We start from the raw sequence: 11,904 nt of genomic DNA, 5'->3' as shown, positions 1-11,904 counted from the left end.
GTCACGACCCACCCTCTCATACCGACTGGTCGGTCAGCCTTCAGTCGTCCACGTGGATTGTCAAGGTCCGAGGCGTATGCATTCCCGCAATGGCGGCCGCGCGCCGCCCATTTGGCCAGGCTTCGCGCCCGGCGTGGCGGGTTCCGGCCCTCCGGGGCGGGCCTGTGTGGGCCGCGACCGAAGCAAGGGCCTCAGGGGCCGGGGCAATCGGGGCACCCTCGTCGCCGGGCCGTGAACCCACGCTTCGCTGAGCGCCCGGAAGAGCATGATTGAACATGACGCCGGATTCAACTATAAAGGTCCGGAGGTCGGCTCCCGTCGCCCCTGCGGCCGTGGCGCACGTGATCGGTACAGCAGGAGACGGACACCGACTGCTCTCGGCCTACCGGTTGGCGTGCAACACCGCCTGCCGGCGTCGGGCCCGGCTCACGGAGCCCGGGATTCCAGCCACGAAGCTCCCGGACGAACCGGACCGACAGGAAGCAGTGAGGCGACATGAGGGAAGCAGTCATCGTTTCGACGGCACGGACGCCGATCGGCAAGGCCTATCGCGGCGCGTTCAACGACACGCAGGCGCAGGAACTTGCCGCCCATGCCCTCACGCACGCCGTGCAGCGCGCCGGGCTCGAGGGAGGCGAGGTCGAGGACGTGATCTTCGGCTGCGCCGCGCAGCAGGGGTCTGCCGGTTTCAACGTCGCGCGCCAGGCCGCTCTGCGTGCCGGACTTCCCGACAGCGTGTCGGGGATGACGATCGACCGGCAGTGCTCGTCGGGCCTGATGGCCATTTCGACGGCCGCCAAGCAGATCGTCGCGGACGGCATGCAGGTCGCGGTCGGCGGCGGTGTCGAGTCGATCTCCCTGGTGCAGAACGACCACATGAACACCCACCGCGCGGCGGATCCCTGGCTGGTCGAGCACAAGCCGAGCATCTACATGCCGATGTTGCAGACGGCGGAGATCGTCGCCGAACGCTACGGCGTGAGCCGCGAACGCCAGGACGAGTTCGCCCTGCTGTCACAGCAGCGCACCGCGGCGGCACAGGAGGCCGGCCGGTTCGACCGCGAGATCGTCGCGCTCGACAGCGTCAAGAAGGTGCTGGACAAGCAGTCCGGGGAGGTGCGGGACGAGGAGGTCACCCTGACCCGGGACGAGGGCAACCGCGCGTCGACGACGCTCGAGGGCCTGACCGGGCTGGCGCCGGTGCTGCCCGACGGTCAGGTGAGCGCGCTTTCCAGCGTGACGGCGGGCAACTCCTCGCAGCTGTCGGACGGGGCTTCGGCGTCGGTGTTGATGGAGTCGAAGGAAGCCGAGCGCCGTGGACTGGAGCCGCTGGGCGTATACCGGGGTATGGCCGTTGCCGGTTGCGGGCCGGACGAGATGGGCATCGGTCCGGTGTTCGCCATTCCGAAACTGCTGAAGCAGCACAACCTCAGCATCGATGACATCGGTCTGTGGGAACTCAACGAGGCGTTCGCTTCCCAGGCGCTGTACTGCCGTGACGAGTTGAACATCGACCCGGAGCGGTTCAACGTCAACGGCGGCGCGATCTCGGTCGGCCATCCCTACGGCATGACCGGCGCCCGCCTGGTGGGCCACGCCCTGATCGAGGGTAAGCGCCGTGGCATCCGGTATGTGGTGATCTCGATGTGTGTCGGTGGCGGAATGGGCGCGGCCGGGCTGTTCGAAGTCGCCTGAAATCCGCATCCTGCTGGACCGCGGCGACGAGAGCCGGCCGGTCGCCGCGGCACTGGGTTCACCCTCGAGGACGCGATCCTCCAAGGCAACGATGACATTGCGCGTCAGTTCACTTATGGGTCTCAAGCAAGCCAGCGGAACCACGGTCCCGTCCCACCAGCCTGGTGGGCAGCCGGCCGCGAGAGAAAGGGTGTGGATGCTGTGTCGAGCGTGGTGGAAAAGGCCCGAACCGCGGTCCTGGTGGACTTCGGCGGGGTCATCACCTCCAGCGTGTTGCAGGCTTTCACCGACTTCGGCGCCGCGCTCGGCGGCGACCCGCGTCTGCCGCTGGACCTCCTCAGCCGGGACCAGTGCTCACGCACCCTCCTGGCCGACCACGAGTGCGGCCGCATCGACGCCGAAGCCTTCGAGCGGGGATTTGCCGAGCGTCTGCGTGCCCACGGCGCCGACGTACCGGCTGAGGGGCTCACGGCCCGGATGCAAGCGGGAATGTCGATCGACCAGGACGTGCTCGCGCTGCTCGGTGAGCTTCGCGCTGCCGGGTATCCCGTTGCGCTGGTGTCCAATTCGTTCGGCACCGGAACCTACGACGGCGTCGACCTCGCCGCTGTGGCCGACGCCGTCGTCATCTCCGCCGAGGTCGGGATCCGCAAGCCGTCCCGGCGGATTTACGCGATCGCATGTGAACGCCTCGGCATCTCTCCCGAGGAGGCAGTCATGATCGACGATCTGCAGCAGAACCTCGACGGAGCGGCGCGGATCGGGATCGGGGGTGTGCTGCACACCGGTGCCGCAGACACCCGCCGCCAACTCGCCGAACGCTTCGGGATCACCGCCTGACCGCTTACGGGGCGACCGTCTCGGGAAGCGGGTCATACCTCGTGCGCACCTGGCCAATTTATGACTCTGGCGTCGGATTCAAGTATCGTTTCGAGGATGGATACCACGGCGCCCGAGGAGTATTACAGCGAGACGGCACCGCCGATGGCGCCCTTCTCGACACTTCGCGAGCCGCCGACGACAAAGCGCGGAGCGCGGACACGCGCGGCTTTGGTGAAGGCCGCGCGGAAGGTGTTCGAGCGGGACGGCTACCTCGACGCCCGCCTGGTCGACATCACCAAAGAGGCCCAATGCGCGGCGGGATCCTTCTACACCTACTTCACCAACAAGGAAGAGGTGCTTGCCGCCGTCCTTCTGGAGGCGCAGGAGGACATGCTGCACCCCGGCATGGGGCGAGTGGAGGACACGGACGACCCGTATGCGGTACTCGAGGCGAGCAATCGCGCGTATCTCGAGGCGTACAAACGGAACGCAAAGCTGATGGGACTGCTTGAGCAGGTCGCACAAGTGGAGCCGGAGTTCCGCGAGTTCCGCAGCCGGCGCTCGGACACGTTCATCCGCCGCAACGCGCGTGGCATCGCCGAACTGCAGGCGCGGGGTGTCGCAGACCGTGGGGTCGACCCGATGATGGCCTCCCGCGCGCTGTCGGGCATGGTCAGTGTCATGGCCTACAACGCCTTCACGCTCGGCGAAGGGCAAGAGGACGGCACGCCGGTGGACTTCGAGGAACTCGTGTCCGCGGTCACCCGGCTCTGGGCGAACGCCCTGCGCTTCCCCGGCCGCCGCTGATCCGGCAGTAGTGCAGGCGGGGGTGGGGCCTGCCGTCGGCGACCGTTCGACGATCCTGGATCCTGGCGTCCGCATCGGCGACGAGGACCAGCTTGCGCGAGCCTTCACGCTCGCCCCCTGACTATTCGTTTGCACCTGGTACCCGCCGGGCGCCTTGTCTACGTCTCCCGTCCCTCGCGGATGTGACGATCGCGCGCAGGCGGATGGGTTGAGTCGACCGGTCAGGGGCGGGGGAGTGCCTTGCCGTAGCGGCCATCGAGGCTCAGGGCGAAGCCGGCGAACTTCAGGAGGGGCTCTCGTGGCCGATTGGCGGCCGTGTCTCGCGCCGGCGATGGCGTTGACCCGCTTCTGGTCTCCGTAGGACCGAGCTCGTTGCCGACTCGTTGGGTGAGCCGCCCGGGCCTCCGGAGGAGGACGCAAGGGCGGCGGACAACCGTGAATTCCCTGCGCGCAGTTCAGCGACGCGAGGCGGCCTTCTTCGCCGGAATGCACGCTCGACTGTTGAACTTGACGTCGGATTCAATTATACAGATGGGGGGCCACCACGGCGACCTCGTCCGTGGGGTCCGTGCCCCGCCACCGCACGCCCCGCCACGGAGAGGGTTCGCTGTGAACATTGCAGGAAGGGTCGCCATCGTCACCGGTGGCGGTGGAGGCATCGGCGGCGCGCTGGTCGCACGGCTCGCTCGCGAAGGTGCCCGGGTCGTCGTTGCAGACCTCGATGCGGACACCGCGCGGGCGGTTTCGGAGAGAGTCAACGCCGACCATCCGGGAAGCACCGTCAGCGCCGGCGCGGACGCGTCGGACACCACCCAGATCCAGCAGCTGATCGCCCTGGCGGAGAGCGAGTTCGGTCCGGTCGACCTCTACTTCGCGAACGCCGGCATCGCCGGGGAGCCCGGCCTCGACGCGGGCGAGAAGGACTGGGACCTCTCGATCGACGTGAACCTGCGAGCCCACATCCGTGCGGCAACGCTGTTGGTGCCGCAGTGGCTCGAGCGCGGCGAGGGCTACTTCGTCAGCACCGCCTCGGCGGCCGGGCTGCTCACCCAGATCGGCTCCGCCACGTACGCCGTCACCAAGCATGCGGCCGTCGGCTTCGCCGAATGGCTGAGCGTCACCTATGGCGATCGTGGGGTCCGTGTCAGCTGTCTGTGCCCGATGGGGGTGAACACCAGGATGCTGTCCTCCGGGAAGGACTCCCGGGACCTCCTGGGAAGAGCGGCCACGCAGGCCGTCACGTCCGCAGGTGACGTCCTCGAGCCGGCCGAGGTCGCCGACGCCGTCCTCGCCGCGATCGACGACGAGCGCTTCCTGATCCTGCCGCACGAAGAGGTTCTGGCCATGTACCGGCAGAAGGGCTCGGACTACGACCGGTGGCTGCGCGGGATGCGCCGCTACCAGAGCTCCCTGCTGGCGCAGGCATGACCGGCGCCCCGGGTGAACTCGTCCTCGCCGAACATCGCGGGCCCGTGCTGGTGCTCACGTTCAACCGGCCCGCCAAGCTGAACGCCTGGACCGACGAACTCGAAGACCGCTACTTCACGCTGCTCGACACCGCCGAAGACGACCCGGACGTACGTGCCGTCGTGGTCACGGGCGCGGGACGCGGATTCTGCGCCGGCGCCGACCTCCAGCGGCTGCAGGCGGTCGGCGACGTCCTTGAGGCGGACAGGGCGCGGCGCCGGCCGCGCGACATGCCGCTGGCCTTGCGCAAACCGCTGATCGGCGCGGTCAACGGGGTGTCCGCCGGCCTGGGCATGGTGGAGGCGCTCTACTGCGACGTTCGCTTCGGCTCGCCCTCGGCCCGGTTCACCACGGCCTTCGCGCAGCGCGGGCTGATCGCCGAGTACGGGATCTCGTGGCTGTTGCCCCGACTGGTGGGACACAGCCGGGCCACGGACCTGTTGCTGTCGAGTCGCATGGTGGACGCCGGGGAAGCACTCCGCATCGGACTCCTCGACCACCTGGTCCCCACCGGCAGTGTGGTCGATGCCGCTGTCGCCTACGCCGCCGATCTGGCGACGCGCTGCTCCCCGGCCTCCATGGCCACCATCAAGAGCCAACTGCGCAACGACGCGGACGGCACCTACGCCGATTCCGTGACCCGGGCGGAAAGCGCCATGCTCCAGGCCTTCCGCGGGGCCGATTTCGTCGAAGGCGTGGCCAGTCACCTCGACAAGCGCCCACCGAATTTCCCCTCCGTCCCTGTCAGGAGTTCAGATGTCCCTGTTTGAGATGTCGGACCGCGCCACGAAGTACCAGGCGGATCTGCTCGAGTTCATGGATTCGCACATCTACCCCGCTGAAGCGGTGTACCACGAGCAGATGCGCGCCTCGGGTGACCCGCACTTCCATCCGCCGATCATCGAGGAACTCAAGGCGGAGGCACGGGAGCGCGGACTGTGGAACCTCTTCCACCCGCACCCCGAGTGGGGCCCGGGACTGACGAATCTCGAGTACGCCCCGCTGGCGGAGATCATGGGGCGCAGCCACATCGCCTCCGAGGCGTGCAACTGCAACGCTCCCGACACCGGCAACATGGAGGTGCTCACGCTGTTCGGCAGCGACGAGCACAAGGAGAAGTACCTCAAGCCCCTGCTCGACGGCACGATGGCCTCGGCCTTCGCGATGACCGAGCCGCGGGTCGCCAGCTCCGACGCCACCAATATCGAGTTGCGGATGGAGCGGGACGGCGACGAGTACGTACTCAACGGCCGCAAGTGGTTCGCATCCAACGCCCTGCACCGCAATTGCAAGGTGCTCATCGTGATGGGGAAGACGGATCCGACCGCTGCCCCGCACCGGCAGCAGTCGATGATGGTCGTCCGGATCGACGCCCCCGGCATCACGGTGATGCGCGGGCTGCCGGTGTTCGGCTACCAGGACCGTGAGGGACACGCCGAAATCGACTTCACCGACGTACGGGTGCCGGCCAAGGATGTGCTCAAGGGCGAGGGTGAGGGTTTCGCGATCAGCCAGGCCCGGCTCGGGCCCGGCCGTATCCACCACTGCATGCGGGCGATCGGCGCGGCAGAGCGGGCGCTGGAGCTGATGTGCCGGCGCGCGCAGTCACGGGTGACGTTCGGTGCTCCGGTTGCCGACCGGTCCAACATCCAGGACTGGATCGCGGAAGCGCGTATCGACATCGAGATGATCCGCCTGCTCACGCTCAAGGCCGCTTACCTGATGGACACGGTCGGGAACAAGGAAGCGCGCACCGAGATCGCGGCCATCAAGGTGGCCGCCCCCAACATCGCGTTGAAGATCATCGACCGTGCGATCCAGGTGCACGGGGCAGCAGGAGTGACCGACGACTTCCCGTTGGCGATGATGTACGCGTATCTGCGGACGCTGCGGATAGCGGACGGTCCTGACGAGGTCCACAAGCGGGCCATCGCCCGTCAGGAACTGCGGCAGTACCGCGACGCGGCCACGGCAGCGGTGAGTTGAGATGGCAGGACTCGATCTCACCGGTCGCACCGCGGTCGTCACCGGCGCCTCGCGCGGTATCGGGCTGGCGATCGCCCAAGCCATCGCAGCGTCCGGCGCAAACGTCGTCCTCACCTCCCGGTCCCAGGAGGCGGCGGACGCCGCCGCGGCCCAGGTCAAGGGAACAGCGGTCGGCGTCGGTGCGCATGCGGTCGACGAGGAGGCGGCCCGGCGCTGTGTGGATCTGACGCTCGAGCGCTTCGGAAGCCTGGACATCCTCGTCAACAATGCGGGGACCAACCCGGCCTTCGGGCCGGTCATCGACCAGGACCACGGCCGGTTCGCCAAGACCTTCGACGTGAATCTGTGGGCTCCCGTCCTGTGGACGGGGCTAGCCACGCGCGCCTGGATGGGCGAGCACGGCGGGGCGGTCGTCAACACCGCGTCGGTCGGCGGTATGGCCTTCGAGGCCAACATCGGGTTGTACAACGCCTCGAAGGCCGCACTGATCCACCTCACGAAACAACTGGCCCTGGAACTCTCGCCGAAGGTTCGCGTCAACGCGGTGGCACCGGGCGTGGTGCGTACGAAGCTGGCCGAGGCTCTGTGGAAGGAGCACGAGCAGACCGTGTCCGCGTCGATGGCGCTCGGGCGCATAGGGGAGCCTGCCGACATCGCCTCGGCCGTCGCCTTTCTCGTCTCGGACGCCGCGAGTTGGATCACCGGCGAGACCATGGTGGTCGACGGCGGACAGCTGCTCGGTGACGCCCTCCCGTTCCGGCAAGAAGACCGCATCGTCGTCTAGCGCGGACGCCGACGGAGTCGACGCCGGGGCGGTGAGCCGCTGGTTCCAGACCCCCGGTGTCGACTTCGCCGGGCCGTCGGCCGACGGCCTTCGACCGGACCGGGCTCGACCGGTCGAAGGACACCACGGCCCACAGCAGGCCTGCAAGCCCCGGATGCGGCGCGGACCAGTGGGCGGGTTCGGATCGGGCACGCCCTCGGGAGGCCAGGGCGACAATGTCCGAGGCCGACACACTGTGTCCGTCGAGGAACACGAAATCGGCCCCGGCAGGCAGCGTGTCCTCGGCGACGATTCGCTCGCTGCCCGACCGTACGGTCGGTGGGCGTCGTTCTCACAGTTCTCCGGCGAGTGAAGGAGATCGCGGCGGCCAGGCCGGGTCAGTAGCGGGTGAATGCTGCGCGGTTGTTCTGCCGTCCAGGACCGCAGGCGGCTTTTCGAACGCGGCCGCCCGTCACGGGTCGGTGTCCCAGAGGCCGGGAGCGTCGCCGGACATGTCGTCCGTCGCCGGCGGGATCGCGGGCCTGTACCCAGGCGGGGCGTGAGTCCCCGAGACAAGGCGGATCGATCGGCCGGGCGTCGTCCGGAGTTCGGCGTCGGCCGCGGCGGGCGGTGCTAGGCCATCGTGCTGGCCATCCGCACTTCACGGCGGTGCCACACCTGCGGATACGGCCGGATTCCCTAGGCTCACACAGCGTCAGCACGTCCTCGACGGGCGTGGACGAAGACCCCGCGCGGTGTGGGCAAGCGTGTACGAGGTGATGTCCAGCAGTGGAGAAGCCGGTGATGCAGCTCAGCGAGGGCGATGACGATCCGCTCGGCCTGCACCTTGCCGCCTTGGCGGTGCTCGATGACCGGGGGACCGTGGTCGGATGGAGCCGGCGGGCACAGGACCTGGTCGGCTATCCGGGCCCTGACGTGATCGGACGTGCCGCATTCGATGTTCTGGTCGCTGCCGGCGATCTGGCCGCCGTCAAGGATGCCGCGGGGCGATGCAGGAGAACCGGTGGCTGGTTCGGGGTACTTGCGCTGCGCCACCGCAGCGGGCATCGGGTGGAGTTGGGGCTGAGGGTCTCTGCGATTTCACGTGACCAGGTCCGCGAGTGGTTTCTTGTCGGGGCACCTGCGGCTGGTGTCCTGGAGTGGCAGAGGGACCGCGCGGTTCTCGAGGGGTTGTACCGCCGGTGCCCGATCGGCATGGTCGTTCACAGCCCCGACATGAAGATTCTGCGGGTCAACCGTGCGATCGAACGGTTCACCGGCGTTCCGGCCGCGGACTTTTGCGGCATGCCCACCGGAGTTCTGCTAGTCCCCGACGACGCACGAAAAGCCACGGACCGTGTGCGCCAGGTCATCCGGACCGGGAAATCGTTGGTCTACTCGGAGCAGTTCGTGCGCCTGGAACAGGACCCGGCGCGAGAGCGTGTCGCATCGGTGTCGTCGTTCGCCATGAAGGATCCCGCCGGCCGGATCCTGGGAGTGGCCGAGATGATCGAAGACATCACCGAACGCCACCGAGCCCAGCAACGGCTCGCGCTCCTCGCCGAAGCCAACTCCCGTGTCGGAACGGCCCTGGACGTGTGGCAGACCGCCCAGGAACTCGCCGACGTGGTCGTCCCCCACCTCGCCGACAGCGCATCGGTGGACCTGATGCAACGGGTCACCCGTGGTGAGGAGCTGACGCCTGCCCTGGCGGCGCCCGTGGTACGCGCCGCCGCCACCAGCATCGCTGCACAGCAACCCGCCCCGGGCGAGCCGCGGGGCGAGCCGATCGAGCACGAGCCGGGCACACCCCAGGGCAGATGCCTGGCCGACGGCCTTCCCGTCCTGGAACCCGTTCTGCGGTCCGACCGGGTGTCCCTCGAGCCGGGCCCAGGCGGGTCCGCCCCGGAACTGGGCGCACATTCGCTGATCGTGGTGCCGCTGGCGGCGAGGGGCCTGGTACTGGGCGTGATGAGCCTGTGGCGCTCGCGGCGCCCCGATCCGTTCGAAGCCGATGATCTCACCCTGGCGCACGAACTCGCCTCGCGTGCCGCCCTCGCCATCGACAACGCCCGGCGTTTCATCCAGCAGCAGCAGACCGCGTTCACCTTGCAGAGCAGCCTGCTGCCCAGCGCGGTGCCGCAGCAGTCGGCCGTCGAGGTGGCCCACCGCTATCTGCCCGCCGGCGCGGGCTCGGGCCTGGGCGGTGACTGGTTCGATGTCATTGCCCTGTCCGGAGCGCGGGTCGCCCTCGTCATCGGCGACGTGGTCGGCCGCAGCCTGCACGCCGCCGCCATGATGGGGCGACTGCGTACTGCCGTCCACACCCTGGCCAGCCTCGACCTGGAACCGGACGAAGTGCTCTCCCGCCTGGACGACCTGGTCAACCTGCTGGCGGCCGAGCAGGAGGCCGCCGGCGAACGGCCGGTGGTGCAGCAAGTCGTCAGCGCCACCTGTCTGTACGCCGTCTACGACCCCATCTCCCGCCGATGCTCCGCGGCACGCGCCGGCCATCCACCCCCGGTGGTGACCACCCCGGACGGGCAGGCGAGCCTGCTCGACCTGCCCGCCAGCCCACCGCTGGGCCTGGGCGGTCTGCCGTTCGAGGCCCGGGAATTCGAACTCGCCGAGGGAAGCCTGCTGACGCTTTACACCAACGGACTGATCGGCGAACGCACCATCGACGTCGACGAGGGCGTGGCACGGCTGTGCGCGGCACTGACTCGCCCAGCGAACCCCCTACAGGAAACGTGCGAGGCAGTGGTGAGCGCCCTGGTGCCCACTCGTCCGGCCGACGACGTCGCTCTGGTCATCGCCCGTACCCGCGTGCTGCCGGAGCAGGATGTCGCCTCCTGGCAGCTGCCTCGGGAGGCCGCCACAGCTTCCCGAGCCAGGGCATTCGTCACGGACAAGCTGACCGAATGGGGGCTGGAGCACCTCGCGTTCACCACCGAGTTGATCGCCAGTGAACTGGTCACCAATGCCTACCGTTACGCCGGCGATCCGATGATCCTGCGGCTGATCCGGGAACGCTCTCTGGTCTGCGAGGTCAGCGACGGCAGCCACACCTCACCGCACCTGCGCCGGGCCCGCACCACCGACGAAGGAGGACGCGGCCTGTTCCTGGTGGCTCAGATGGCCGAGCGATGGGGTACCCGCTACAGCCGCGAAGGCAAGACGGTCTGGACCGAACAGCCACTGCACGGGGACCCAGGGTAACGGTCGTCCGGTCGCTGGGCGTCCGGTCCGACTACCTGCCGCACGGCATGCCGGGTTCCTCGGATGCGCTGCGGCGAGCAGTGAACGCCGGCGGGAAAGAACCGAGCCGATGGACCGCAAAAACCATCTCCCAGCGCACTGTTCGTGTGTGACAGGGCCCTGCCCCACCACCCGCACGGGCACCAGGCGGCCCCACCGCAGCCGACGACGCTCGCGAGCGCACCGCCCGCCCTCTGTGGGAGCACAATCTCGGCCGGCTGCAGGCCCTGCGTGTCCGGGTCGCGGCAGGACGGGCCTGAAGAGCGGACGAACAGCGGCACTTGGTACACGGTTTCGGCCGGCCGTGCCCCTGTACCAGGGGCTGATCGGGACCGTCCCCGCATACTCTGGGAGTGGGATTCCGCGGTGCCGGAGCTAGTGGGCGCGGGGACGGCCAGGACATCGGTCCCGCTCAGGGCTGATAGCGCTGTTGCTGTGGCTGCCCGTACGTCTGACCGCTGTGACCGCTCGAGGCCTGTGTCTGGAGTTGCTCCGCCTGCTCCTTGGTCACTTTCTGCTCCACGCCGCAGAAGGTGCACTGCGTCGTGTACTTCGTCGAGAACGGAAACAGCGGCACGAAGAACAGCGTGAACTTGGTGACGCGCTTCCTGAGCGTGTGCGCGGAGGGATTGCCGCAGTTGCCGCACACCAGCGTCAGTATGGCGAGCTGGTACAGGTATCCCTTGGTGCCAAAGATGATCATGCCGTTGGTTCCTCCTGGGTCAGTGCCTTCCGACACAGTGCCATCAAGTGGCAAGTGCGGTCACAGAGCACAGTTTCGTGCACGTTGATGCGCACGCCAGACGGCGGGGTGCGGTGCCGCACTTCCTCGTGACTCCTCCCCCCCCGGATAAATCCGGGGGGCTTCTCCTGTCGGTGGCTTGGCCACGTTGGGAAGGACCAGCCCGTCCCTGATGGCGATGTTGAGTGCGCCGACCTGATCGGCGTTGGCGGTGTGTCCGCACCGGGTGCACTCGAACCTCTCTTGTGTGGTGCGGTTCTCGCCGGACACGTGCCCGCATTCGGGGCAGGTGCGGGAGGTGTTGCGGGGGTCCACCGGGATCAGTACACGACCGGCGCTTTCAGCCTTGTGCGCGAGGATGCCC

General features: G+C 68.3%; 9 protein-coding genes and 1 pseudogene. 8 read left to right on the top strand and 2 right to left on the bottom strand.

The window, feature by feature from the left end:
• The first annotated feature begins 495 nt into the window (after window positions 1-495).
• The 8 genes from ACIBK0_RS39235 to ACIBK0_RS39200 all read left to right on the top strand — a co-directional run bounded on the left by ACIBK0_RS39235 (window position 496) and on the right by ACIBK0_RS39200 (window position 10,759).
• Window positions 496-1,695 carry an acetyl-CoA C-acyltransferase gene (locus ACIBK0_RS39235; RefSeq protein ID WP_399090959.1) on the top strand — a complete coding sequence of 400 codons (1,200 nt, stop codon included), beginning with the start codon at window positions 496-498 and terminating at the stop codon, window positions 1,693-1,695.
• A gap of 201 nt (window positions 1,696-1,896) precedes the next feature.
• On the top strand, window positions 1,897-2,535 hold the full coding sequence (locus ACIBK0_RS39230; RefSeq protein ID WP_399090956.1) for an HAD family hydrolase: 639 nt from the start codon (window positions 1,897-1,899) through the stop codon (window positions 2,533-2,535).
• A 96-nt stretch (window positions 2,536-2,631) separates the two neighbouring features.
• Entirely contained in the window at window positions 2,632-3,324 is a 693-nt protein-coding gene (locus ACIBK0_RS39225) for a TetR/AcrR family transcriptional regulator (RefSeq protein WP_399090953.1), read from the top strand.
• A gap of 609 nt (window positions 3,325-3,933) precedes the next feature.
• On the top strand, window positions 3,934-4,752 hold the full coding sequence (locus ACIBK0_RS39220) for an SDR family oxidoreductase (RefSeq protein WP_399090949.1): 819 nt from the start codon (window positions 3,934-3,936) through the stop codon (window positions 4,750-4,752).
• Window positions 4,749-5,561 carry an enoyl-CoA hydratase-related protein gene (locus ACIBK0_RS39215; RefSeq protein ID WP_399090946.1) on the top strand — a complete coding sequence of 271 codons (813 nt, stop codon included), beginning with the start codon at window positions 4,749-4,751 and terminating at the stop codon, window positions 5,559-5,561. The genes ACIBK0_RS39220 and ACIBK0_RS39215 overlap by 4 nt, the downstream gene beginning before the upstream one ends.
• On the top strand, window positions 5,548-6,777 hold the full coding sequence (locus ACIBK0_RS39210; protein WP_399090943.1) for an acyl-CoA dehydrogenase family protein: 1,230 nt from the start codon (window positions 5,548-5,550) through the stop codon (window positions 6,775-6,777). The genes ACIBK0_RS39215 and ACIBK0_RS39210 overlap by 14 nt, the downstream gene beginning before the upstream one ends.
• Before the next feature lies 1 nt (window position 6,778).
• A complete protein-coding gene (locus ACIBK0_RS39205) occupies window positions 6,779-7,561 on the top strand; it encodes an SDR family oxidoreductase (protein ID WP_399090940.1) in 783 nt (260 codons plus the stop codon).
• A 783-nt stretch (window positions 7,562-8,344) separates the two neighbouring features.
• Complete coding sequence (locus ACIBK0_RS39200) at window positions 8,345-10,759, top strand: SpoIIE family protein phosphatase (protein WP_399091188.1); 2,415 nt, start codon at window positions 8,345-8,347, stop codon at window positions 10,757-10,759.
• Between the two features lie 451 nt (window positions 10,760-11,210).
• Here ACIBK0_RS39200 and ACIBK0_RS39195 read toward each other — a convergent pair whose 3' ends face one another.
• Window positions 11,211-11,501 (bottom strand): zinc-ribbon domain-containing protein, encoded by a 291-nt coding sequence (locus tag ACIBK0_RS39195; RefSeq protein ID WP_399090937.1) that lies wholly within the window; start codon window positions 11,499-11,501, stop codon window positions 11,211-11,213.
• 192 nt (window positions 11,502-11,693) lie between these two features.
• A pseudogene (locus ACIBK0_RS39190) lies at window positions 11,694-11,904 on the bottom strand (zinc ribbon domain-containing protein); the annotation flags it as partial.

The organism is Streptomyces sp. NPDC050564 (genome assembly GCF_044457265.1).
Taxonomy (GTDB): Bacteria; Actinomycetota; Actinomycetes; order Streptomycetales; family Streptomycetaceae; genus Streptomyces.
This window is presented reverse-complemented; position numbering and strand designations above follow the sequence as displayed.